Genomic DNA, 25193 nt, shown 5'->3' on the forward strand with positions numbered 1-25193 from the left:
CGCAGAGATAAAATGAGGGACGGCTACCCCGAATGATATCGGTGAATGCTTGAGCGTTTACGCCTTTGCGGTTCTAGGGAACGTTCCGTTGGAGCAGAAAGATCGCAATGAGTGAGATACGTACAATTAGGGTGCTTACCGTCGACGATCATCCTCTCCTTAGAGCTGGAATCTCGGGTGCAATCAACGCGCAGCCCGACATGTCCGTCGTGGCCGAAGCAGCAGATGGTGAGGAAGCGATTGCGTCCTTTCGAGAACATCGCCCTGATGTAACTCTGATGGATATAAGGATGCCGAAGACGAATGGTATCGACGCAATCTCGGCCATCCGCAAGGAATTCCCCAATGCTCGCGTTGTCGTTCTGACTACATACGGGGGGGATATTCAGGCTCTGCGGGCTTTCAAGGCGGGCGCGGTCGGTTACCTGTTGAAAAGCATGTTGCGGACGGAGTTAATTGACACCATTCGGCTAGCTCATGCGGGCATGAGGCGGATCCCACCCGAGATAGCTCTGGAACTGGCTGAGCACGCCGGCGACGATACCCTAACTACTCGGGAGATTGAAGTGCTGCGGGACGTAGCTAAGGGCAGTTCTAACAAAGTGATTGCGGCGCGGCTTTCAATCTCCGAGCACACCGTCAAGGGCCATCTTAAGAATATTCTTTCCAAGCTCGACGCGAGTGATCGGACTCACGCGGTTATGATCGCGCTAAAGCGCGGCTTTCTCGACATTTGAGCGTGGCCGGGGGGAAGACTGGATGGGCTCTGCGTAAATTTACCTCTGTCAATATTTCATTCATGCGATGGCTGCTTGTCTCTGGAGACTCGCAAAGAGCGACAATGCGATCTGGACCAAGGGTCTTTCTCTCACATTCGAGGGATCTTCTTCCATTAGCGGCGATCAAGCCAATCCAGTTTTCGGTCGAAAATTGACGCGGGAATAGCAACCGAACGGTAGACTTTGGGTTAGATAAACCGAAGGTGTGTCATGTGGCCCCGGAAAAACGCACCTTTGGCTGATTCAAGTGCGCCCAAATTGCGTGCTTCCGATAATCTCTTAAGATGGAAGAACTGGCGCTTGATTTCACAGGGGATAAAGAATTTACACGATGAGTTCAATCAGTTTCAGGCATCTCGCCACTCTCTTGCTCTGCTTCGGCGTTTGCCTGCTGTCAGGCTGCAACGCCAAGCCGTCCGATCCCAAAAGCGAAGCTCCTCCCACTGCCGTCGTTCAACCCGACGCTGACCCGAATCTGGTTCACGTCGATCACCCGGATCAATTCACGCTCGTTGCCGCGACGGACTATGCAGCCGCCTCCGCCATTCAGGTCACTGGCACAGTCAATCCGGACATCTCCCGCACCATTCCCGTAATCTCCATTGCCTCTGGCCGTGTGGTTGAGGTACACGCGCGCATCGGCGACTATGTCAAAAAGGGCCAGCTTCTAATGGATGTTCAGAGCACCGACGTCTCGGGCGCTTTTAACTCCTACCTGAAGGCGGTCAACGACGAGCGCCTCGCCAAGGTTCAGCTCGACCGGGCTAAGATCCTGAACGATAAGGGCGCTATCCCCAACAGTCAGGTCGAGATCGCCCAGAATGCCGAGGATGACGCGAAGGCGGCGCTTACAGCCTCGGAAGAGCAGCTCCGCGTTCTAGGAGTCGACAAAGATCACCCCGCCGCCACAGTCAAAGTGTACGCTCCGGCCTCCGGCTTTATCATCGCCCAAAACGTCACCAACGCCGCCGCTGCCGGAGTAACCTTCGCCGGCTCCTCCAACGCCTTCACCATCGCCGACCTCTCGCACGTATGGATTATCTGCGACGTCTACGAGAACGATCTTCCAACTGTGCATCTCGGCCAGAAGGCGGACATCCGCCTCAACGCTTATCCGGACCGTGTCCTCACCGGCATAATCAGCGACATTGGAGCCGTCCTCGATCCGCAGATCCGCACCGCAAAAGTTCGCATCCAGGTTGAAAATCCCGATACCTTAATGCGCATCGGCATGTTTGCCACGGTCACCATTCACGGGAGGAATTCGCAGACCCACGTGCAAGTACCTGCGACCGCAGTTCTCCATCTGCATGACCGCGACTGGATCTACACTCCTGTCGGCGATGGTAAGTTCCGACGGGTACTGGTGCATGGAGGCGCATCCTTGCCGGGCAATATGCAGGAGATTATCTCCGGCCTCAACGCGGGCCAGCAGGTCGTCACCAACGCCCTCGCTCTCCAGAACACGGCGGATCAGTAATGATTCGAGGTCTCGTCGACTTTGCACTGAACAATCGATGGATGGTTCTCGGTCTCTCCATCCTGCTCTTTGGGTGGGGAATCGTCTCCTTCCATAACCTGCCCGTCGAGGCCTATCCCGACGTTGCCAACAACTACGTCCAGGTCATCACGCAATGGCCCGGACGAGCTGCCGAAGAAATTGAACAGCAGGTCACGATCCCGCTCGAGATCGGGATGGCCGGCATTCCCCACATGACCCATCTGCGGTCGACTTCTCTTGCCGGCATCTCGAGCCTCACTCTCATCTTCGACGACGAATCCGTCAACGACTGGAATCGTGAGAAGGTTCTCGAGCGGCTCTCTCAAGTCACACTTCCCCCTGGCCTTCAGCCTCAGATGGGCACCGACTGGAGCCCCGTCGGCCAAATCTACTGGTACACCCTGCGAAGTACCAACCCCCTCTACGACAACATGGACCTGAAGTCGCTTCAGGACTGGACAATTGAAAAGCAACTCAAAGCGGTCCCCGGTGTCGTCGACGTTTCCAGCTTCGGAGGTATGACACGGGAGTACCAGGTCCGCGTTGATCCCGACAAACTCGTGGCGTATGGCCTCAGCATCGGTCAGGTTGAGCAGCAACTCGCCGCCAACAACACCAACGCCGGCGGCAGCTTTATCGAGCAAGGTCAGCAGCAGATCAACATCCGCGAAGTCGGTCTCTACAGGAATACTCACGACATCGAGGAGACCGTTCTCAAGACGCAATCCGGAACTCCTCTCCGCGTCAAAGACATCGCCACCGTGGCTCAGGGCCCCAAGATCCGTCTCGGTCAGATTGGCAAGTCATGCCGATTTGGCGGCACTCCGATGCCTGAACCGCCCAACTCCTCTACCGCCAGCGACCCATGCATCGACCACGTCGCCAAATCGCAGACAGAGTCAAAGCACGAGCGCGCCATCAGACGCGAGGATGGCAAGATCATCGACGATCCAGATGTTGTCGAAGGGATCGTCGCGCTGCAAAAAGGGGATGACTCTGAATTTGCTCTGGCAGGAATTCACAAGAAGGTCGACGAACTCAACACACGCATCCTCCCGCCGGGCGTAAAGCTTATACCCTTCCTCGACCGCAGCGACCTTCTCCACTACACCACCCACACGGTGCTGCATAACCTCACCGAAGGCATCATCCTTGTCATCATCATTCTCTTCCTCTTTCTAGGCAACGTCCGCGGCGCTCTCATTGTCTCGCTGACCATTCCGTTCTCTCTGCTGTTTGCCTCCATCTGCCTCGACCTCCGTCATATCCCTGCGAATCTTCTCTCCCTCGGCGCACTAGACTTCGGCATGGTCGTCGACGGGGCCGTCGTTATGGTGGAGAACATCGTCCGGCACCTCAGCCACCAGCGCAAAGACACTCTCTCTCCAGCCGAACAGATTCGTGAAGCTGCTCACGAAGTGCAGCGGCCGGTCTTCTATGCGATCGGCATTATCATCACGGCCTACCTGCCCATCTTTACGTTGCAGGCTGTTGAAGGCAGACTCTTCCGTCCCATGGCCTGGACGGTAGCCTTCGCCCTTCTCGGCGCGTTGATCTTCTCCATCGTCATCGCACCCGTCCTATCAAGCCTCTTATTTCCGAGAGGCGCATCCGAGTGGCAAAATCCGGTCATGGCGTGGCTCACCGACCGATACCGCCATGCCGCGCGTTGGGCCATCGAACATCGCTGGGTCACTCTCAGCGGAGCAGGTTTTGCGCTCCTCCTTGCCCTCTTCCTCGGTCTAAGCGGCGTCATCGGCTCAGAGTTCTTACCCCACCTGGACGAAGGTGCCATCTGGGTTCGTGGCACTCTTGCTCCCAGCACTGGCCCAACCGAAAGCCTGCGCATCATGAATCAGGCTCGTATTCTTCTGTCGTCCTTTCCCGAGGTGACAAAGGTTGTCAGCCAGACCGGGCGCCCCGATGACGGCACCGACGTCACCGGCTTCTTCAACACCGAATATTTCGTCGACCTGAAACCCAAGGCCGAATGGCGTCATCCCTTCAAACAGAACAAGGATGAGTTGATCGGCGCTATGGACCGCGAACTCGAGAAGATCCCAGGTGTCATCTGGAACTTCTCCCAGCCGATCTCTGACAACGTCGAAGAGGCTGTCAGCGGCGTCAAGGGTGAACTGGCCGTAAAGATATATGGAGACGACCTCAAGACCCTCGAACAGAAGGGTGATCAGATTGTCTCCATCATGAGCAAAATTCAGGGCGTGCAGGATCTTGGCCTCTTCCGTGTCATCGGCCAGCCCAATCTCAACTACTCCGTCAACCGTCTCGCCGCGGCCCGCTTCGGTATCAACGTCGCCGATATACAAGACGCTATCCAGACTGCTGTAGGTGGTAACGCGGTCAGCCAGGTACTCCAGGGCGAAGCGCGCTACGACCTCGTCGTCCGTTATCCGCAGCAGTATCGTGACACCCAGGACGCCATCGACAAGATCCGCCTGCTCTCCCCCTCGGGTGAGCGCGTCTCGCTAGCCCAATTGACCAATGTAAAGATGGAAGATGGCGCGGAGACCATCAGCCGAGAGGCAGGCCAGCGCTTCGTCGCGATCAAATACAGCGTCCGCGACCGCGACCTCGGCAGCACGGTCGAAGAGGCTATCAGCAAGGTCAACGACCAGGTCAAACTGCCACCCGGCTACAAGATCGACTGGGCCGGCGAATACGAGAGCCAGAAGCGCTCGTCACGTCGTCTTATGCTGGTGCTCCCCATTACCATCCTGCTCATCTTCATCATTCTTTACTCCATGTTCCACTCCGGTAAATGGGCTGGCCTCATTCTCATCAACGTCTCCATGGCTCCGGTCGGCGGACTACTTGCACTTCTTATCACTCATACCAACTTCAGCGTATCCTCCGGCGTCGGCTTCCTCGCGCTCTTCGGTGTCTCGGTGCAAACCGGCGTCATCATGCTGGAATACATCAACCAGATGCGCGTTCGCGGTCACTCCATCGAAGAGTCTGCCATAGAAGGAGCGGTACTCCGCCTTCGTCCCATCATGATGACCATGCTCGTCGCTACCCTTGGTCTTCTCCCTGCTGCGACCTCGCACGGCATCGGGTCGGATTCACAGCGACCCTTCGCCATGGTTATCGTTGGCGGACTTATTGGCGCGCTCATGATCAGCGTCTTTCTTCTTCCCACTTTGTACGTCTGGATCGCAAGGCCCGACGACGTTCTGCCCACACCCGAGACGGAGTTCGAGAATTAATGCTGTCCAACCGCGCAAGCAGTTTCACAATCCGTTTTACAAAAGCCACGGGAGGTTCCATGACGAATAAAAAATGTCGGATCCTTCTCGTCGCAGCCTGCATCTTGCTTTCCCCCTGCGCGTCGTTCGCTCAAACTCCGCAGCCTCCCGGTTCGCCCGACGCGATCACCATGCAGCAGGCCGTCGATCTGGCGCGCGCCAAGAATCCGACTCTGCTCGCCGCCCAGCAGAATCTGCTCTCAGTCAAAGCTCAGGAGATCCAGGCTGGCGTCCGCGCCAATCCATACTTCACCGCATCCGGTGGGAACCTCACCGAAACTGACAGCAACACTAATCCTTATAACTTTACCCTCGGCGTTGGCCGCCTCTTCGAGCGCGGGCAGAAACGTCGCTGGCGTCTCGACGTCGCCCGCTCCACCACTGTTCAGACAGACGCCCAGCTCCAGCTCACCATCCAGCAGACCATTCTCGCGGTCCGCCAGGCGTTCACTAACTTTGTCATCGCCAAGGCCGCTAAAAAAGTCGCAGACGACAACCTCGTCGACTATAGGCGCGAACTGCAGATCGGCCACGACCGCTTTGTGGCAGGCGACATCGCCAAGCTCGACTTCGAGCGCCTCGACCTGCAACTCGCCCAGTTTGAAACCGACGAATCCAACGCCATCACAGCAGCCCAGCAGGCCTCCGACCAGCTTCAGGTACTGCTCGGCAACGACAAGCCGCGTACCGACTTCGACGTGATCGGCGACGTCGTTCCCCCTCCTATCTCCCTCACTATGGAAGACCTCGAACTGAAAGGGTTGGCAGCGCGGCCCGACCTCAAGGCCGCCGTCGCTGCCGTCGCCGTCGCGGACGCCAGTGTCAAGCTTGCTTACGCCAACGGTACCGCCGACCCAACCTTAGAGGCCGACTACAACCACAACGGTGAAAACGGCCTCCCCAACAACACCGCCGCGGACAACTCCGTCGGCTTCGTCTTCAACATCCCGATTCGCGTCTTTGATCGCAACCAGGGCAACAAGGAAACCGCCAAGTTCACCGCTCAGGCCAACCGCTTCTCCGTCACCGCTGCCCACAACCAGGTCATCTCCGACGTCGACCAGGCATACTCCGGATACTTCAACGCGAGAGTGCTCTCCGATCGCTACAACGGCCACTACCTCGACGAAGCGAAGGACGTTCTGGACATCGCGCAGTTCAGCTACCAGCACGGTGGTCTCGCGCTGATTGACTACCTCGACGCCCTGCGCGAATCCCGCTCAGTCACATCGGACGCACTCAACGCATATGCTCAGACCTGGATGGCAATCCACCAGCTAAGCTTTGCCTCCGCGACCGACATCGTTCCATAGCCTGGCCACCGACTGAATGGTCCGCGTGGCTCTGCTGTGCAGAGCATCAAAAATAAAGTCGAAAAACGTGGCGTATTTTTTACTCTCGAAAAAGTGGATGTCAGAAGCCACGTTTACCACGCAATTCACCACAGACACACCACGTTTTCACCACGATTTGCAGCAAGAAATCGTGGAACCTCCCTGCAAAACACCACAAACTCCACAGCAAATTAAAATCTTCGCCAGAAGTGGAATTGAGCGACTTCTGGAACGATTGGCCCATGGAAAAAGGGAACAGCTGCTGGCTAACTATCCCCTTCTATCGGTGCGACTCCATTAGAGCTGCGAGTTCTGAAAAGGCGAGTTCTGGATTTGCTCGTAGAAGTTGCTCCGCTTGTAGTTGCGAATGAAGTGCGAGCAAATATCTTCGTTGCAGGTGCCTTCAGTTGTCTGCGTCTTATGTTTGAAGCCACCAAGGAATGCGTTGGCGATATCCTGCTTGAAGTTCACGCGAGGATACTGGGCGACGATTGTCTTCCGCAGATCATCAGGGAAAGTTTCATAGCCGATGCCAAGAACGTCGAGGCCAACCCCGTTGTAGAGCAGTTCGACTTCGATCGGCTTGTACTGCACTATGCCCGGTGTTGTGTGCAATGAGATCGCATCCCACGCGACCTGAATGCGCGCTGCCGGCACGTTATGGTGCTCGAGGAACTGCCGGACAGCGTTCGCACCATCGACCTCAAACCGATCCTCGGCGCTTGAGAACTTCTTCAGAAGTCCCATGTCGTGAAATGCAGCACAGACGAAGAGCAACTCCTGATCGTAGTGCTGACCCGTCTGACGGCCAAGCTCATTCGCCCAGAAGAACACGCGATGCGAATGATTGAACAGCAGCTGCGTGCTGAACTCATGAAGGAGTCCGGTCGCTTCGCGAGTCAACTGCGTATCGGGAACTCCCGGCTGAGCATGCTGGAACTTTTCCTGAGGCGTAGGGACGGGCAGAATTACCCCAGGGTGTCGAAAGGCAGGTCTCATTTCGGCGGTTTCTGTCTCTACGATTTTGGCTGGTGAACTGCCGGTCGCAATTGCCTCTGGCGCAGCCGAACTATTCGAAACGGATTGTCTGGTCATCGGTTTATCTCCTAAGCGGTTGTTCTCAGTACAAAACCAGCTTAAGTCTGATCCCCGAACGCCGCCACGACATCCTTCCGACACTTTCGGACATCGTTAGACGTATTTACTCCTTTGCGCGTTTGAATCGCTCCGTGTATTCGCCTGCGGTAATCCCGATGACGCGTTGGAAGGTTCGGCGCATGGAATCTGCGGAGCCGAATCCACAGGCCTCCGCAATTTCCTTGAGCCCCATCGACGAACTATCAATCATCTGCTGAGCTGCCTCGACTCGGAGACGATCGACGAACTGCCCGGGGTTCATCTTCATCTCTCGCAAACATACGCGAGAGAAATGTCGCGGGCTCATTCCAATTCTTTCCGCAAGTGCATCAACCGACAGATTCGCTTTCAGATTTTCGAGCATATACACCTGTAATTCGCGTAGAGGCTCAGAGGTGGTGACCTGTCGGGAGAGCATGTGGCTGTATTGGGCCTGGCCTCCGGGCCGAACCAGGAACATGACAAGCTGTCTGGCGACATTCAGAGCAGTTTGGTGGCCGTGGTCCTCCTCAACAAGAGCGAGCGAGAGATCGATTCCCGCGGTGATTCCCGCTGAGGTGTAGATGGATCCATCGCGCAAGAAGATGGGGTTGGGCAAGACGTTCACTTTCGGAAACTCACGAGCCAAACGATCACAGAATTTCCAATGGGTGACAACTCGCTTGCCGTCGAGAAGTCCAGCAGCGGCGAGCAGGAAGGCACCGGTGCAAATGGAAGCGACACGTCGTGATCGCCCAGCGGCGTCGGCGATCCAGCGTACATAATCGAGGTCGTACTCACCGCATTCGGCGCCAGGTCCCCCAGCAATAACAAGAGTGTCAATCGAACTGGACACACTGGTGGGTGAGACTGCACCGGATAGGGTGATTCCTCGATTCGTCCTGAGTTGGCCCGTTCCATCCAAGGAGACGATCTCCACTTGATAGTCAGGAACATTCGAGAACACTTCGAGTGGCCCCGTCACGTCGAGAATTTGGACTGGCGGCGGGCCACTGATGACGACCTTGCGCATGAATCCATAGTATTCCCACGCTGCAATCTCAGATCTCTTCGTTCGCTCCAAAGTACCTGCAGGGAAAGGGCGGAAATAGTTAACGATAGAGTTCTAGTCAACATATCCGGCTTTACGCCAAGTGCAACGCTCGTTTGCACTCTTTCAGGCTTCTCCAGGTGTCCGGCGAAAGATAATCTCGACTCAGTCGTCGAGAGCACATCAGTCGGGAGGGAAAATATGAAGCTGTTGCTAGGATTTTTCGTGGCCTTCGGGATTGGCGCCTTTGCCGGCTTACACGGATCCGTCGCCGGCCCCACAAGCGATTTTAGGCTCGATGCTTGTCGTCACGATGAGCGTCGGCTATGTGGTTACGGGGCAGGTGATCGATCGCCTGAAAGCACAAGCCATTATTCCACTGACATCATCCTCACACTCTCAGGAGAGCAAACATGCGAGTCATCCAGTTCAGCCAGTTCGGTGATCCGTCTCAGCTTCGTCTAGTGGAACGGCCGGATCTAACCGCGGACCAATCGACTGCCCTCGTGCAGGTTGTGGCCGCGGCAGTGAACCCAAGCGATGTTAAAAATGTTGCCGGAAGGATGGAGCAGACAACTCTTCCTCGCATTCCAGGGCGCGACTATTCGGGACTGGTCGTTAACGGTCCGGCTGATTGGCTTGGCAAGGAGGTTTGGGGAACCGGAGGAGATGTCGGCTTCACACGGGATGGCACGCATGCCGAGTACATCTCGGTTCCGCGAACCAGTCTGGTGCGCAAGCCACAGAGTCTCACGCATGAACAGGCAGGGAGTGCCGGGGTCACGTTCGTGACCGCATGGTGCGCCGTGTATGAGTATGCGGCACTCAAAGCTGGAGAGACTATCGCCGTCATTGGCAGTAAGGGAGGGGTGGGACGCGCGGCCGTGCAGATTGCCAAATATCTCGGTGCTTTCGTAATTGGGATTAACCGTTCGCGAGACGACGAAGCAATACTAGAGGATCTGGTTCTCGATTCGAGCGATCCGATGTTGCCCGAGTTACTGCGCTCGATGAATGCGGGCAAGGGTGCGGATGTCGTATTCAATACTGCAGGTGGGCCGATGTTCGAGATTGGCTTGACACTTCTCGCCCGTAGAGGACGGCAGGTCGAGATCACTTCGCCCACGGCGCGCAGAGCCACTTCGATCTGGTGGACTTCTACCATAACGAGTCGCGCCTCTTCGGCCTCGATACCCTCAAACGGGACCTCGTTGCCTCCGCGCGCATCCTTGAGAAGGTTGCTGAAGGCTTTGAAACTGGAGCGTACCAGCCCCACAAGATCGATCAAATATTGCCGCTCGAAGAGGCCCGACAAGCGTATGAACGTGTCTCAACGGGACACGGCGGCCGGGTGGTCCTGAGTATGATACCGGCCCGATCTGGCGAAACAGAATAACCTCTCGGAATCGAATATTATGCAACTAACAAAGTCACAATTCGTGGCGTGGGGACAGCGCGTCCTGTTCGGGTTGTTATGCCTACTCATTGCAAGCTTGTCAATCGCACAGACCCCGGAACCGGCCCCGCCGGGCTCTCCGCCGGTAGCGAATCGCCCGCATCTAGACCCCTTCCCTGCGGAGCAGGACTGGAGTTTCCTCGCCGGCCCGACAGCAAGAACGGATACTCTGGATCGCTGCAAGTATCTGCCCTGGGGAGTTGACGCACAGCATTATGCCTCGTTCGGTCTCGAACATCGCACGGAGTACGAATATTTCGATAACTGGATGCTTGGTCAGGCCCGCAGGATCACAACGGCTATGTGATGAGCCGTGTGATGCCACATGTGGATCTGCATGCTGGATCAAATCTGTGCTTCTTCACGGAGCTGCAATTCGACTACAGTACCGGCAGAAATGGCGGTCCGCGCACCGGCATCGATGAAGATCGAGGAGATTTTCATCAGGGCTTTCTGGAAGTAGGCACGCATGTCGGCCGCGAACGAGGCACAAGCCTGCGGATCGGGCGGCAGGAAGTCGTTCTTGGCACAGGCCGCCTCTTCGACAACAACGAAGGGCCGAACGTCAAACTCAGTTTCGATGGTACGCGGCTGACTACGCAAACCGTACACATCCGCTGGGATAACTTCGTTCTATAACCCGTGGAGGACTATCCTGCCTTCTTTGACGATGCGCCGAATCATGGCCAAACGACATAGGGGATCTATCTCACTGCTCCTCTTTCAATAACCAATTGAGGTCAGATTGATGTCTATTACTTGGGTCTGGCGACAGCATGTGCCGCATACAATCGCGGCTCCGGGAACGAGCTTCGCAACACCATAGGAGCTAGACTCTTTCGGGTTCCTGACTCGGGCCTGGACTACAACTGGGAATTGAATGATCAATGGGCTCTTTTGGGGAAGACCGAATTGGAGTGGAGCGTCTCAACCGAAACCGGATATACGTTCTCGAACACTCGCTTTCGCCCGCGTCCTCTGCTGCGGGTCGACGCTTATAGCGGAGACGCCACAAGAAGGTAGAAGCCGGTTTCGTTTTGCCGTACAACCACTTCGGTCACGAGAAACAACGGACCGGGTACATTCCACAGTGCATTTGGGTCGCAAGACGTGCCGTCAGCCAGTCGCAACGCTTGAAGACCTCGTTACCCTCGTATTGCAGCCTGCTGAGTGTCTTACGTTGATGGTGATGGTGGGTGTGGTAGTCGTGGTGCTCTAGGTTGGTGACGTGACGAGAGGACTAAACACGTTCTTGACACTAAAAGCAAAGCCACCTTCTCAGGTGGCTCATTCTGAATCACTTAGTAAATGGTGGAGGCGGTGGGAGTCGAACTTTTCCACAGTTTTTTGAACCTGTAACTTACACATTCTACAAAGAGTATGAAGTGCCAAAAGTGCCACTCTGCCGGGGTTATCGTACACCTATCGTACACGGATGCACTGATACAGCCCTAGTTTTCAGGCTCACTGGAATAGATAACTCGGAACTGGTCGGGGTGCTCGACTCCTTGATCGCAAACGCGCTGTGCAACGACTGCAGCAGGACGCTTCCGTAAATCGTTCCATGCCGCTTCGTTCTGAGACTCCGCCATAGCTATAGTGGCCCGTTCTGAGTTGCCTTCCAGGTCTTGTCGCGTTTTTGATGACGATGGCGTCCATGATCTTTGTGGTCCACCTCATATCATGTACCAGAACAAAGTCACCCTCATCGGCTTCCTCGGCAACGAAGCAGAAGTTCGCTCCACCGATAACCGCAGCCTAACGACTCTTTCACTGGCAACGAAGAGCTCCTACAAGAAGGATGGCAAGTACATCGAGCACACCGCGATCCCGAGATGTGTTTCGAACTCGGTCTTGCCGGAAGCACACACTTAAGCCCGTTCTACTGGCGCAATGATTATGTCGGGGTCGAGCACTGGAGCCGCAACATCGTCCACAACCAATATGTGCATCTCGTGGAACTGCACGAACAACATGTTCACTTTGCCAAGACGTGGGACAACATTCTGCGTTTGCAGGGCTTCGCTGAAGCCTTCACGGACAAGTGCATCGTCGGCTAGTCCGCTCCTCTGGAGCGGAAGCACGTCCGGCGTGTGCCGCTCCGCGATCTCAGCTGAGCTGACGGCCTGTTTACTCTGTCGTGATATCGACGCCTCGAATTACTTTGGACGACGGTAGACACAATCTGAATGAATTAGTTAGTCGGTACCGGAGAGCTTCCGGACAAGTAAACGGCGCCGCCTACGACTTTAAACCGATCATTTCAACCCTGCCATCGATATAACTCTGGACGCGATGTTTCACTTCTACACCTACACGAAAATGTAGTTGCCTGGCTGCAGAAATCTGTAGGCGCCAGCCATATCCAGCCTTTTACGCTTCGGTTAACGCATCGTGCGCCATCACCGAATAGAGAGACGATCTTCAGGAAGCCCAATCGTCACTTATTCAGGATGCGAAAAAGTCAAGAATTAATATTTCGCTTTTGCTGTAACTTAATTGGAGAAGCCAGTGCATATTTCTAACGAAATGAAACCCTTCGCAGAAGGAGTTTCAAATAGCATTCGTAGCATTATTGCGAAAGAGAAACCTCTCTCCCGTCGTCGTCCATTCCTTTCAGTTGCCCTATCCTTCAGTATTACCGCCATCCTGAATATCTATTGTCCGCCCCTTTTCGCACAAAACAATACGTCTGGCGATATTGCAGGATCGGTAACTGACCCGACCGGGGCCACAATTCCGGGTGCCAAAGTGACAATCGTTGATAAGGCAACTGGCGCTAGCCAGGTAATCACCAGCGGTTCTAATGGAAACTTCCGCGTTTCCCTCCTCAAGCCCGACTCGTACACTGTCGCCGTTACTATGGCGGGGTTCCAGAGCATCACTCTTACTATCGCCGTGACACCAGGACAGATCGCTCAAGCTGATGTCAAACTCCCCGTAGGCTCAAGTACCACTAGCGTAGAAGTAGCCGCGACCGAGCCGCTGCTCCACACAGAAGACGCCGACCTCACTACCTCGTTCACCCAGGAGCAGGTCCAAAATCTGCCTAATCCCGGCAACGATCTGACCTTTATCGCGCAGACTTCTCCGGGTGCGATCATGAACACTCAAAGCGGCTACGGCAACTTCTCCGCCTTCGGTCTCCCCGCCACATCCAACACCTTCACCGTCAACGGCGGTTACGAGAACGATCCCTTTCTCAACCTGAGCAACTCCGGTGCCTCGAACCTCCTGCTCGGCAACAACGACGTGAGTGAAGTGACCGTTACCAGCAACGCCTACAGCGCGCAGTTTGGCGGTCTTGGTGCCACTCAAGTGAACGAGATCAGCCGCTCAGGAGCGAACAGCTTTCACGGCGATGCCACCTGGTGGTGGAACGGTAGCGTGCTCAACGGGAACGACTACTTTAACAACCTGGCGGGCACTCCGCGCCCACGCAGCAACGCTAATCAGTGGGCAGGAGCCTTCAGTGGCCCCATTCGCAAGGATAAGACCTTCTTCTTCTTTAACACGGAAGGCCTTCGCGTCATCATCCCCGTCCGCGGCACGGTCTACGCTCCCAGCCCTAGCTATATCTCCAAAACACTGGCTAACGCAGCGGCGCAGGGGCCCGCAGCCACTGCTTTTTATCAGAACATCTTCGGCCTCTACACCTCGAATCCTGCTTACGCAACGGCCACTTCAAGCCCAACAGACCCCAACAGCGTTAATTACAATGCGAACTCGGCCAACTTCGCTCACGAGTGGCTCATCACGACTCGCATCGATCACAAGTTCAACGACAAGGACAATTTGTTCGGACACGCCAAGATCGATAAGGGAGTTCAGCCTACCTTTACCAGTCTCCTGAATCCCATCTTCAACGCCGCAAGTCCCCAACCTGGTTATGAAGGTCAATTGAACGAGACACACATCTTTACTCCCAACATCACCAACCAGTTCGTCTTTGCCGCAATCTACTATCGCGCCATCTTCACGAACACAAATGCTGCCGCTGCGAACGCTCTTGTTCCCTTCACCCTTCGTTTTACAGACGGAGATTTGGTCAATAACCTGAATAATCTCTCAGGACCGTACTCCACGTTCCCAGGCGGCCAAGACTTTGCCTTCCCTCAAGGCAGGAATGTTACCGGCTACCAGTTCGTAGACGACTTCAGCATGAACAAAGGCCGCCACACGATCAAGCTCGGATTCGCCTTCCGTCGGGATGATGTCACCGACTTCGGCCCCGGCTATAACACCACTCCACTCATCCTGACCAGCGAGGCCAGCTTCCAGGCCGGTACCGCCGATCAGTTCATTCAACAGTTTCCAACTCATATCAGTGAGCCCATTGCACTCTACACTCTTGGCTTCTACATTCAGGATCAATGGAAGCTGGCCTCCAACTTCACACTCAACTATGGAATGCGGTTTGAGCACAACTCCAACCCCATCTGCAGAACCGACTGCTTCTCTCAGCTCGCTAGCAACTTCGGCTCGGTCCCCACCTCCACCGCAGTTGCCTACAGCAAGCTCATCAACACAGGCCTTGGCTCAGCTTTCCAAGACTTCCAGAAGGTTGGCTACGAGCCTCGCGTAGGCTTCTCCTGGTCTCCTTTCGGCTCAGACTCCAAGACCGTCGTTCGCGGCGGCTTCGGTATGTTTGCCGACTCGTTTCCCGCGCAGATCACCGACAACCTCCTCAACAACGCGCCGAATAACATCGGCTTTACCATCCAGGGACCTGCTGGCGGAGGATCTAATTCTCCACTCTTTCCCGGAGCGCCTGGCAGCTTCCAAAGCCTCGCATCGGCTTCCAGTGTTGGTTTCCAGAACCAGTTCAAAAACGGCGGAAGCAACAACTCGCTCTCCACAGCGGTTCCAGGCTTCGCAGCGCCAAGCTTCATCAGCACTGTAAACAAACTCTCCTATCCCATGTACGAGGAGTGGAACCTTCAAGTAGAACACCAGATAGGCCACAACTCCAGCTTCTCAGCCAGCTACGTCGGCAACCATGGTTACCACGAGCCGGTGAATGACAACAACGTGAATGCCTTCAATGCCGGTGCTCCAGGGTTTGCCTCACTGCCAACCTCGACTCCAAATCCAAACTTCGCTGCAGTCACTCAGGTCTACACCGGTGCAAGCTCCAACTACAACGGGGTGACTTTAAGTGCTATTCACCGCGCTAACCTTCTCACCCTTCAGGTGAACTACACCTACAGTCACGCGCTGGACGAGATCTCAAACGGCGGCTTCAACGGCTTCAGCTCAAATTCCGTCTTCCCCTCGAACTCGGCTAACCTTCATCAGAACTATGGCAACGCCGACTATGACGTTCGTCATTACATCAGCGGTAATTACATCTTCAATCTGCCCTCTTTACGTGGACCCAGAATCCTCACCGCCGGCTGGCAGGCGGCGGGAACCGTCTTCCACAGCACGGGCCTTCCCTTCACATTTACCGATAACATCACCGCCAGCAATCTGCCAAATCACACCGGTCCGATCTTCGCGCAGCAGACTGTAGCTCATGTTCCGACCAAGTGCTCTGGCCATGCCATCACTCACGGCGCGAACTGCGCTGCCTCATTGGACTTCACCACCGCCACCGACTTCGGTCAACAGGAAAGAAATCAGGTCTTCGGGCCGAACTACACGGATACCGATCTCACCATTACCAAGGCCTTCGACCTTCACTTCATGGAGAGCGCTAAGTTGAAACTCGGTGTTCAGATGTTCAACCTCTTCAATCACCCCAACTTCGCCCAGCCCTCGCACGATGTGGGAGCCTGCACGTCAACTGGGCCTAACCCCTGCGCTGGTTCATCAATCGGAACAATCGATGGCACCGTCAATCCTCCAACTTCCATCCTTGGCTCCTTCCTCGGTGGAGATGCTTCGCCCCGACTCATTCAGGTCAAAGCGAACTTCAGTTTCTAATCGCGAGCGAGCATAGGAAGAGAACAATTACGAAGGAATGAGGACGGATCTCTGACCGCTTCTCATTCCTTCGTTGTGCGTCACCCGCCGTGGTCTGAAGTTGATGAGCTCGGGGCTTACAGTCATTGGATTTCGGCTTGATCGCGACCACTCCGCTGGAACTTGATACGAGCCAGATGCTAAAGACGAGTCATCAGTCGGCCCTACGGTCTGACGCCGTTACGGACGATCTGAAAGAACCCTCTAAACAAAGCTAGACACCAGGCCTGAACCGTATCTTCGCTTCAGTCAGTTGATACAAATTTGAAGCATTCTGGACTTTCCTGTAGAAAACTCTAGCCGTTGAGCAAGAGGAAGATAGGGTGTGTTCGCTACCCCGAACGATAACAATCGTGACAGCACGACGCAGGTTGCTGTTCACAGATTGGACTTGGCGAATGCCTAAGGGGTCGAAATGAATACATTGCTAAAAGGACAGGTCGCGGTCGTGACCGGGGCGGGTTCCGGTATCGGCGCAGCCGTTGCAGTTGCACTCGCAGATGCAGGTGCGACCGTCGTCGTCAATCATCCGAATGTCCCCGCGCCAGCGGAAGAGGTAGTCGGCAAAATCAAGAGTAACGGTGGCACCGCGATTGCTCTTGGGGCAGACGTTAGCAAAGAGGATGAGGTAATCGGGATGTTCCGCGATATCGTCGCGCAATTCGGAACCGTCGACATTCTCGTTGCCAATGCCGGTTTGCAGCGCGATTCACCTTTCATCAAAATGAGTCTCGCAGATTGGCAGTTCGTATTAAACGTCAACCTTACTGGACAATTCCTTTGTGCGAGAGAGGCGACGCGTGAGTTTCTGAGACGTGGTCCTGACTCTTCGCGATCTGTTGCGACGGGGAAGATCATCTGCATGAGCTCCGTACATCAGGTGATTCCTTGGGCTGGGCACTGCAACTATGCCACATCGAAGGGTGGCATCAAGCTCTTCATGGAGAGCATTGCGCAAGAGTTGGCCCCGCATAAGATTCGAGTCAACGCGATCGGACCAGGAGCAATCAAGACTCCCATCAATCGTGTGGCCTGGGAGACACCCGCTGCCGAGGCGGCGCTGCGCACACTCATTCCATACGACCGTGTAGGTGTTCCAGAGGATATCGCAAAGGCAGCCGTATGGCTGGCCTCCGATGAATCGGACTATGTGACCGGAACCACGCTCTTCGTCGACGGCGGAATGACCTTGTATCCGGGGTTTGCGACGGGCGGATAGCCCAAGGCAGTTCTCGCTATTTGGGGTTCAGCAGGCATTAACCCCAGTTCCTTCAAAAGAAGAGGGTAGGGCCATCGTGCAGAACGAACAAGCAACGTATCCCGTGCGGGAACTTTCCCCGTCGGCCACCTTGGCAGACGCCATCGCGTTGCATTGGCCCGAGTATTTGTTCGAAGGCTTGGAACTGGCGGCTTTCATGCTTTCGGCTTGCGCTTTCGGTACGCTGCTGTTCTATTCCGAATCCCGAGTCGTTTTGTGGATGCCATCCGCTGCGCTTCGTCTCGTTCTCATGGGCATCGCGATGGGCGGTACTGCGATCGCGATCATTCTCTCTCCGATGGGGCGTCGATCCGGAGCGCATTTTAATCCTGTGGTGTCTTTGACTTTCTTCTGCCTAGGGAAGATGCACCGCTTGGACGCGCTTCTCTATATAACTTCTCAGTTTGTAGGAGGGGCATTTGGGGTAGTTGTTGCGAGGATTCTAATCGGCCCCCAGCTCGCCTCCCCGTCAGTACGCTATGTCGTCACAGTCCCTGGACAGTACGGCGTGCCTCTTGCCTTTCTGGCCGAGTTCTTTATGGGGCTGCTTACGATGACGGTGGTGCTTCAGAGCTCCAATCGTCCGCGTCTTTCACGCATCACCTGGTTGCTGGTTGGACTTTTGGTAGCGACGTATGTGATTGCATTCTCCCCGGTGTCCGGTTTTAGTCTCAATCCCGCTCGAACCATATCTTCGGCGCTCTTCGCCGGCGTGTGGACCGCGATGTGGCTTTACCTTACAGCTCCACTGTTGGGTATGCTTCTCGCGGCCTCACTTTATGTTCTCTTCTCCGACCCACATGCCGTCCTCTGCGCCAAGATCTATCACGACCTTCATAGTCCTTGTCCATTTCGCTGCCGTTTTCAAAGGCTTGCACAACCGGAGTCATCCACGTCTCGTTTGTGATCCGGAGTCGGCTCTAACCACGCATCCCAAAGGGAGAATCATGGCACATCAAACGCGTTACGACATCATCATTATCGGTACAGGTGCAGGCGGAGCTACGCTGGCCAAACGCCTCGCGCCCTCAGGAATGAAGATTCTCATTCTTGAACGCGGCGACTATGTTCCGCGTGAGAAGGAAAACTGGAGCTCTCTGGAGGTCAACCTCAAGGGACACTATCTCGCCAAGGAGAAATGGCGCACGAAAGACGGGGAGGTCCTTGAACCTCATACCAACTACAACGTTGGTGGAAACACAAAATTCTTTGGTGCGGCTCTCTTTCGGTTGCGCGAAGTCGATTTTGGAGAGATCCGACATGAGGCGGGAGTATCGCCCGCGTGGCCCATTTCGTACAAAGATCTCGAATCCTACTATGATGAGGCCGAGGATCTGTTCGAGGTTCGTGGTGAACGCGGCGTCGATCCTACAGATCCGCCGACCACCGGCCCCTATCCCTTTCCCGCTATTTCACATGAGGAACGGCTCGAGAGATTGAGTGCCGATTTCTCGTCCATGGGCCTCCATCCGTTCCATACGCCCTTAGGCGTGCGCCTCGACGAGCAACACCGGCGCACGAGTCGCTGCATTCGATGCAACACATGTGATGGATTTCCTTGCCTGATCCATGCAAAATCCGATGCCGAGATGATGTGCATTGAGCCGACACTTCGGATGTACGACAATGTCACGCTCTTGACCAAAGCAAAGGTCGCTTCTCTCAAGACAGGCGCATCGGGTAAGGAGATTACTGGCGTCCTGTTTGAGCACGATGGGGAGCAAGTGGAGATGTCGGCAGATGTTGTCGTCGTCTCTTGCGGAGCGATCAACTCGGCCGCTCTATTGCTGCGATCGGCGAATAACGATCATCCAAACGGCCTGGCAAACCGCTCAGGCGTCGTTGGTCGGCACTACATGGGGCACACCAACTCGGTGGTCATGGCTCTCTCGCTCTGCCCCAATCCTACGACTTTTCAGAAGACGCTCTCGGTCAACGATTTCTATCAGGCGTCGAGTGAGTGGGAGTATCCGATGGGACACATCTCATTTGTCGGAAAACTGGATCTCGACACACTCAAGGCGGGAGCGCCGGCGATTGCTCCTGGCTGGAGTCTCGAGTTGATGGCGAAACACTCACTCGACTTCTGGCTTACGTCGGAAGACCTGCCCGACCCGGAGAATCGAGTCACGATCAACCGTGCGGGCGAGATCGTTCTAAGCTATACGCCGAACAACCTGGAGGCCCATAAGCGGCTGAAGCATCAGTTGTCGAAGATGATGAAGATCACCTCGTGCGAGCTTCATGGGTCTGGATGCCATCAGGGACTATTCGATAGGAACATCTTTATCGGCCAGCAAATTCCCCTTGCTGGGGTTGCCCACCAGAATGGTACCGTGCGCTTCGGCCATGATCCGCTGACGAGCGCACTAGACATCAATTGCAAGGCTCACGACGTCGACAATCTTTATGTAGTCGATGGGAGCTTTTTCCCTTCGAGTGGGGCGGTAAATCCTGCCTTGACCATCGTTGCAAACGCGCTGCGTGTTGGCGATCATTTGTTAGAGCGAATGCATGCGCGCAAGGAAGTGTCAAAGGCGTTGCAGGCATGAAGCACTTATTTCTGACATTGCGTTGGCTAGTTGTTTGCATTGTGGTCGTCAGCGGTGGGCGCGCCAGGGCGTCGCTTCGTGTGACCAGCGTAGGTTGTCCCTCGATCTCGACGGTCTCACTCGATCGCGCAGTCAGGTTCTACACAAAGGTGCTCGACTTTCAGCTTGTGAAGATGGAGGACTCGTCGAGTTCAGCGCGGCTCGCGCCTGCCATGTCGCTCGAAACGAAGGCCAGGACTGCGAAGCTTTCACTTGGCGACGAATGCCTGGACATCACAGAGTACAGTTCGCCGATAGGCAAACCGTTTGCTGGTGATTCACGCGCGAATGATCTCTGGTTCGAGCATGTAGCCATCGTGGTCTCAAACATGAATGAGGCTTATGACCGACTTAAAGTAGCGCACGTTAGCTTTGTCTCGAACGTTCCTCAAACCCTACCGGCATGGAACAAAGATGCGGGAGGCATATCGGCATTTTATTTTCGCGATCCGGATGGACACTATCTGGAGCTGATCCATTTTCCATCCGGTAAGGGACAGCCGAAGTGGCAAAAGCCGTCAACGAAGACATTCTTGGGTATAGACCATACTGCGATTGCCGTTTCTGACACTGAGAGGAGCGTCGCTTTTTATCGCGACGGTCTTCATTTCCGAGTCACTGGAAGCAGCGAGAACTACGGAGAGCAACAAGAGCATCTCAGCGGGGTGTTCAACGCCCATGTTCTCATCACCAGCCTTCGTACCGAATCAGGTATCGGAGTAGAGCTTCTTGATTACGTAACTCCGACCTCCGGCCGTCCGATCCCTTCCAACCTTCGCGTAACCGATGTCGCTCGCTGGCAAATCCCGTTGGAGGTCGCACCGGGGCCAGAATCTGTCAACGCGATTGAAGACCTTTCACGCACACACTGGATCAAATTACCTGCCCGTGACGGAACTGATCAGGAAGCCGTGTGGGTTAAAGATCCTGACGGCCATCTACTGGAATTGATCAAGCGGGGCGCTCATATGGAGCCTGTCAAACAATGATCAATGAAAAGAAGAGTGCGGAAGTAGACAACCCCGAACAAACCCGTTTAGAGCAGTCAAGGCGGAAAGAAAAGCACTGGAAACGGTGGGGACCCTACCTCAGTGAACGTGCATGGGGAACAGTGCGTGAAGACTATAGCGTCAATGGAACCGCCTGGGACTCGTTTCCGCACGATCACGCACGATCACGAGCATACCGTTGGAATGAAGACGGTCTAGGCGGAATCTGCGACAACCACCAAAACCTTTGCTTCGCACTGGCCCTTTGGAATGGCCATGATCCGATTGTGAAGGAGCGGCTATTCGGTTTGACTGGCAGCGAGGGAAATCATGGCGAAGACGTGAAGGAGTATTACTTCTATGTCGATTCGACCCCAACGCATTCCTACATGAAGTTTCTCTACAAATATCCGCAAAGTGCATTCCCATACAACGAACTTGTGAGCGAGAACGCTCGGCGTGGAAAGCATGAGCCCGAATTCGAATTGCTTGACACTGGTGTCTTTGACGAGGACCGATACTTTGACGTTCAAGTGGAATACGCGAAAGCGGATGTCGACGACATAGCGATTCGGATTACGATAACCAATCGCGGAACCGATGCAGCATCTCTCGATGTGCTCCCCACGCTCTGGTTCCGGAATACGTGGTCTTGGAATGGAGGTGAGGAGGTACCTCAGATCAGAGTCGTGAAGAACAAGTCAGGGCGATCTCAATTCCTTGCAATGAAGGCTGAGTTCGATTCCTATGGGTTGTCTTTTGAAGGCAGTCCAGATCTGTTGTTTACCGAGAATGAGACAAACTACGAACGCTTATACGGTTCTTCAAACCGTTCATTCACCAAAGATGGCATCAATGATGTTGTCGTTAGCGGACGGATGCAGGCTGTCAATCCGGAGAATTGCGGCAGCAAAGCCGCCGCGCGTTATAAAGTGAGCCTCCAGGGCGGACAATCAGCGGTTTTGCGTCTCCGACTAACCAAAGGCGATGGCCTGACCGACGCGTTCAATGGCTTCGACGCGATCTTTCAAGCGCGAGTCTCAGAAGCCGACGATTACTATGCAGCTATCATCCCTGCAGAACTCAATGATGACGAACGAAATGTCATGCGTCAGTCCCTTGCGGGCCTGTTGTGGTCCAAACAGTTCTATCACTACGTCATCAAAGAGTGGCTGGAAGGCGATCCGAAGCAGCCGCCTCCTCCATCCGAGCGAAATACAGGTCGCAACTCCAGTTGGGGTCATCTCTACAACGCAGATGTCCTCTCGATGCCAGACAAATGGGAATACCCGTGGTTCGCGGCCTGGGATCTCGCATTTCATTGCATTGCGCTTTCGATCGTCGATGCGGATTTCGCGAAGAGCCAACTATCGCTGATGTTGCGCGAGTGGTACATGCACCCGAACGGGCAGCTACCCGCTTATGAATGGGCTTTCGGAGATGTGAACCCGCCGGTGCATGCCTGGGCTGTGTGGAGGGTATATCGAATCGAAGAACGACGCAGAGGCTCAGGTGATCTTAACTTCCTTGAGTCTGCATTTCACAAACTCCTGCTGAACTTTACCTGGTGGGTAAATCAGAAGGACGCCGATGGTCTGAACGTCTTTGAAGGAGGATTCCTCGGCCTCGACAATATTGGAGTCTTTGATCGAAGCTCCCCGCTTCCGGTGGCTGGTTTGATCGAACAGTCCGACGGCACGAGCTGGATGGCCATGTACACCCTCAACATGCTTACCATCGCTTCTGAGTTGGCGCGGTACAATCCTGCCTACGAAGACGTAGCCAGCAAGTTCTGGGAGCACTTCCTCTACATCGCCCACGCAATGACTCATATCTGCGTCGACGGAAAGGGGCTTTGGGATAGTGAAGACGGTTTCTTCTACGACGTCTTGTACTCGAAGAGTGGTGATTGGGAACGGATGAAGGTGAGATCTCTGGTGGGTCTGACGCCCTTGTTCGCCGTGGACACTTTGGAATCGGCCGATCTTGACAGGATGCCAGACTTTACGCGCCGACTCAACTGGTTCGTCAAGAATCGGCCTGATCTCACTTCAAATGTCGCGCGTATGCATGGCGGCCAAAATGATCGTCTCCTCCTATCAATCATCGACGAAGAGCGCCTTCGCGCAATTCTTCGCTTTATGTTGGACGAAAACGAATTTCTATCCCCATATGGAGTGCGAGCATTGTCACGGACTCACCTCGAATCCCCGTACATCAAGCACGTCGGTGACACAGAGTATCGAGTCGACTATGAACCCGCTGAGTCCACTTCTGGACTATTCGGTGGCAATTCCAACTGGCGGGGTCCGATTTGGTTCCCCATGAACTATCTCATCATTGAGTCGCTGCAGAAATACCACTTCTATTACGGTGACAGCTTCAAAGTGGAGTGCCCCACCGGCTCCGGCACGCTGATGACTCTCGCGCAAGTCTCGGTTGAGCTATCAAACCGTCTGAGCGCCATCTTTTTGAAGAATGAAGCCGGCCGGCGTCCAGTCTATGGGTCCATAGAGAAATTTCAACGCGACCCACATTGGAAAGATCTTCTGCTCTTCTTTGAGTACTTTCATGGTGACCACGGGTCGGGTGTGGGCGCAAGTCATCAGACCGGGTGGACCGGGCTCGTGGCTAAACTCTTGCAACAAAGCGGTGGCCAAAAACCTGTCGCGAGCACGCACAGATAGTGCCACTGCGTGCGCCTCTCGATGACGCGAGACCAAGTCGAATCCACTTTAAAGTTCGACAGATCATCCTGTGCTCGGTTGGGCGGAGTCCACAAATTTATCTACACAGTTAGTATTGGAGGCTCTTGAGATGAGATTCGGAAACGTCTTCGCAATTGGATTGATCGCGGTCACAGGAATGGCGAGTCCAGATATGCACGGATCGGCAAAAAAGGTTGGCTTTCAAGCTCCCGGCTTTTATCGAATTACAGTGGGAGAAGTGGAGGTCACGGTTTTGTCGGATGGGACCGTACCACTGCCGATGGATCAACTGCTTACCCACACCACCCCGGCGCTTGTGGACCACACACTCACCGCGTCCTTCATCAAGGAGCCTTATGCCACCTTGGTAAACTGCTTCCTTCTCGGTAGCAGGCTCGTTCTGATCGATACGGGTGCCGGACTTACCCTTGGTCCAACACTCAATCATCTTAGGCGAATCTTCGGGCGTCTGGGTACGAACCAGATCAGGTCGACGACATCTTCCTGACGCATATGCATATCGACCATGAGGGCGGATTGACTAGCAATGGGATAAGAGCGTTTCCTAACGCGGTCCTCCATGCCGATGACAGAGAGGCAGACTACTGGTTGAATCCGGAGAACGAGAAGCGGGCGTTGGATAGCGCCGCCAGGCATCCGTCAGACCAACAGGCCAAGTTCGTCGAAAACAACATCGTCGAGACCCGTAAAGCGATACAGCCTTACATCGACGCGGCCCACTTCAAGTGGTTCCACGGTGGAGAGGAGCTATTGCCTGGCCTGCGTGCGATAAGCGCTGCCGGTCACACACCCGGGCATACCATGTTCGCTCTGGAGAGCGACGGTGCTCGAATTCTATTTTGGGGTGACATCGTTCACGTGGCCGAGGTGCAACTCACCACGCCCCAAACAACAATCCTGTTCGATAGTGATCCGACACAAGCCCGAGCGGAACGTTTCAAGATGCTAAAAGAGGTTGGCTCTCAGAGGGATCTGATCGCCGGCTCCCATTTACCGTTTCCTGGCGTCGGCCATATACGGATGTCACAACAAGATTTTACGTTCCTACCGCTCAACTTTATCGGAGAACCAAGCAACGATAAGTGAACGCGATCCTGAAAGCGCAGAGCGGATCCCAAGCAGAAGATAGTCGTTTCACTATCTCTCATTGAGCGCG

15 protein-coding genes and 2 pseudogenes are annotated in these 25193 nt (G+C 54.9%); 15 read left to right on the forward strand and 2 right to left on the reverse strand.

All coding sequences use genetic code 11. The features are described 5' to 3' along the window. Positions 1-107: 107 nt before the first annotated feature. The 4 genes from RBB77_RS09700 to RBB77_RS09715 all read left to right on the forward strand — a co-directional run bounded on the left by RBB77_RS09700 (position 108) and on the right by RBB77_RS09715 (position 6859). Complete coding sequence (locus RBB77_RS09700) at positions 108-737, forward strand: response regulator transcription factor (RefSeq protein WP_353066887.1); 630 nt, start codon at positions 108-110, stop codon at positions 735-737. 373 nt (positions 738-1110) lie between these two features. Next, positions 1111-2259, forward strand: coding sequence for an efflux RND transporter periplasmic adaptor subunit (locus RBB77_RS09705; RefSeq protein WP_353066889.1), 1149 nt, complete (start codon positions 1111-1113; stop codon positions 2257-2259). Beyond that, a complete protein-coding gene (locus tag RBB77_RS09710; RefSeq protein WP_353066891.1) occupies positions 2259-5507 on the forward strand; it encodes an efflux RND transporter permease subunit in 3249 nt (1082 codons plus the stop codon). Before RBB77_RS09705 ends, RBB77_RS09710 begins: the two co-directional genes overlap by 1 nt. Before the next feature lie 59 nt (positions 5508-5566). After that, on the forward strand, positions 5567-6859 hold the full coding sequence (locus RBB77_RS09715; protein WP_353066893.1) for a TolC family protein: 1293 nt from the start codon (positions 5567-5569) through the stop codon (positions 6857-6859). A 318-nt stretch (positions 6860-7177) separates the two neighbouring features. Here the strand turns inward: RBB77_RS09715 and RBB77_RS09720 are convergent, their stop codons facing one another. Continuing rightward, complete coding sequence (locus RBB77_RS09720; RefSeq protein ID WP_353066894.1) at positions 7178-7975, reverse strand: HD domain-containing protein; 798 nt, start codon at positions 7973-7975, stop codon at positions 7178-7180. A gap of 106 nt (positions 7976-8081) precedes the next feature. Then, positions 8082-9029: a GlxA family transcriptional regulator gene (locus RBB77_RS09725; RefSeq protein WP_353066896.1), complete on the reverse strand. Its 948-nt coding sequence runs from the start codon at positions 9027-9029 to the stop codon at positions 8082-8084. Between the two features lie 431 nt (positions 9030-9460). Here RBB77_RS09725 and RBB77_RS09730 point away from each other — a divergent pair, with 431 nt between their 5' ends. The 11 genes and pseudogenes from RBB77_RS09730 to RBB77_RS09780 all read left to right on the forward strand — a co-directional run bounded on the left by RBB77_RS09730 (position 9461) and on the right by RBB77_RS09780 (position 25123). Further along, positions 9461-10408, forward strand: a complete 948-nt coding sequence (locus RBB77_RS09730) for a quinone oxidoreductase family protein (RefSeq protein WP_353066898.1) — start codon at positions 9461-9463, stop codon at positions 10406-10408. A gap of 401 nt (positions 10409-10809) precedes the next feature. Further along, positions 10810-11526 (forward strand): annotated as a pseudogene (locus tag RBB77_RS09735) (alginate export family protein). A gap of 800 nt (positions 11527-12326) precedes the next feature. Further along, a pseudogene (locus RBB77_RS09740) lies at positions 12327-12563 on the forward strand (DUF6908 domain-containing protein); the annotation flags it as partial. Positions 12564-13032: 469 nt separating this feature from the next. Beyond that, positions 13033-16431 (forward strand): TonB-dependent receptor, encoded by a 3399-nt coding sequence (locus RBB77_RS09745; protein ID WP_353067601.1) that lies wholly within the window; start codon positions 13033-13035, stop codon positions 16429-16431. 454 nt (positions 16432-16885) lie between these two features. Continuing rightward, complete coding sequence (locus tag RBB77_RS09750; RefSeq protein WP_353066900.1) at positions 16886-17689, forward strand: glucose 1-dehydrogenase; 804 nt, start codon at positions 16886-16888, stop codon at positions 17687-17689. A 76-nt stretch (positions 17690-17765) separates the two neighbouring features. Next, the gene (locus tag RBB77_RS09755; RefSeq protein ID WP_353066902.1) at positions 17766-18635 is read left to right on the forward strand and encodes an MIP/aquaporin family protein; all 870 of its coding nucleotides are present in this window, start codon (positions 17766-17768) and stop codon (positions 18633-18635) included. Positions 18636-18675: 40 nt separating this feature from the next. Continuing rightward, positions 18676-20280 (forward strand): GMC family oxidoreductase, encoded by a 1605-nt coding sequence (locus RBB77_RS09760; protein WP_353066903.1) that lies wholly within the window; start codon positions 18676-18678, stop codon positions 20278-20280. Beyond that, positions 20277-21308 (forward strand): VOC family protein, encoded by a 1032-nt coding sequence (locus RBB77_RS09765; RefSeq protein ID WP_353066905.1) that lies wholly within the window; start codon positions 20277-20279, stop codon positions 21306-21308. Before RBB77_RS09760 ends, RBB77_RS09765 begins: the two co-directional genes overlap by 4 nt. After that, entirely contained in the window at positions 21305-23995 is a 2691-nt protein-coding gene (locus RBB77_RS09770) for an MGH1-like glycoside hydrolase domain-containing protein (protein WP_353066907.1), read from the forward strand. Before RBB77_RS09765 ends, RBB77_RS09770 begins: the two co-directional genes overlap by 4 nt. 130 nt (positions 23996-24125) lie before the next feature. After that, positions 24126-24524, forward strand: a complete 399-nt coding sequence (locus tag RBB77_RS09775; RefSeq protein ID WP_353066909.1) for a hypothetical protein — start codon at positions 24126-24128, stop codon at positions 24522-24524. 5 nt (positions 24525-24529) lie between these two features. Next, positions 24530-25123 carry an MBL fold metallo-hydrolase gene (locus RBB77_RS09780; protein ID WP_353066911.1) on the forward strand — a complete coding sequence of 198 codons (594 nt, stop codon included), beginning with the start codon at positions 24530-24532 and terminating at the stop codon, positions 25121-25123. Positions 25124-25193: the final 70 nt, after the last annotated feature.

Origin of the sequence: Tunturibacter psychrotolerans (assembly GCF_040359615.1) — a bacterium.
GTDB lineage: Bacteria > Acidobacteriota > Terriglobia > Terriglobales > Acidobacteriaceae > Edaphobacter > Edaphobacter psychrotolerans.

What these genes read in the sequence shown, in the direction of transcription:
- RBB77_RS09700 (WP_353066887.1), top strand. Translation starts at nt 108, where the DNA reads ATGAGTGAGATACGTACAATTAGGGTGCTTACCGTCGACGATCATCCT.
- RBB77_RS09705 (WP_353066889.1), top strand. Translation starts at nt 1,111, where the DNA reads ATGAGTTCAATCAGTTTCAGGCATCTCGCCACTCTCTTGCTCTGCTTC.
- RBB77_RS09710 (WP_353066891.1), top strand. Translation starts at nt 2,259, where the DNA reads ATGATTCGAGGTCTCGTCGACTTTGCACTGAACAATCGATGGATGGTT.
- RBB77_RS09715 (WP_353066893.1), top strand. Translation starts at nt 5,567, where the DNA reads ATGACGAATAAAAAATGTCGGATCCTTCTCGTCGCAGCCTGCATCTTG.
- RBB77_RS09720 (WP_353066894.1), bottom strand. Translation starts at nt 7,975, where the DNA reads ATGACCAGACAATCCGTTTCGAATAGTTCGGCTGCGCCAGAGGCAATT.
- RBB77_RS09725 (WP_353066896.1), bottom strand. Translation starts at nt 9,029, where the DNA reads ATGCGCAAGGTCGTCATCAGTGGCCCGCCGCCAGTCCAAATTCTCGAC.
- RBB77_RS09730 (WP_353066898.1), top strand. Translation starts at nt 9,461, where the DNA reads ATGCGAGTCATCCAGTTCAGCCAGTTCGGTGATCCGTCTCAGCTTCGT.
- RBB77_RS09745 (WP_353067601.1), top strand. Translation starts at nt 13,033, where the DNA reads ATGAAACCCTTCGCAGAAGGAGTTTCAAATAGCATTCGTAGCATTATT.
- RBB77_RS09750 (WP_353066900.1), top strand. Translation starts at nt 16,886, where the DNA reads ATGAATACATTGCTAAAAGGACAGGTCGCGGTCGTGACCGGGGCGGGT.
- RBB77_RS09760 (WP_353066903.1), top strand. Translation starts at nt 18,676, where the DNA reads ATGGCACATCAAACGCGTTACGACATCATCATTATCGGTACAGGTGCA.
- RBB77_RS09765 (WP_353066905.1), top strand. Translation starts at nt 20,277, where the DNA reads ATGAAGCACTTATTTCTGACATTGCGTTGGCTAGTTGTTTGCATTGTG.
- RBB77_RS09770 (WP_353066907.1), top strand. Translation starts at nt 21,305, where the DNA reads ATGATCAATGAAAAGAAGAGTGCGGAAGTAGACAACCCCGAACAAACC.
- RBB77_RS09775 (WP_353066909.1), top strand. Translation starts at nt 24,126, where the DNA reads ATGAGATTCGGAAACGTCTTCGCAATTGGATTGATCGCGGTCACAGGA.
- RBB77_RS09780 (WP_353066911.1), top strand. Translation starts at nt 24,530, where the DNA reads ATGCATATCGACCATGAGGGCGGATTGACTAGCAATGGGATAAGAGCG.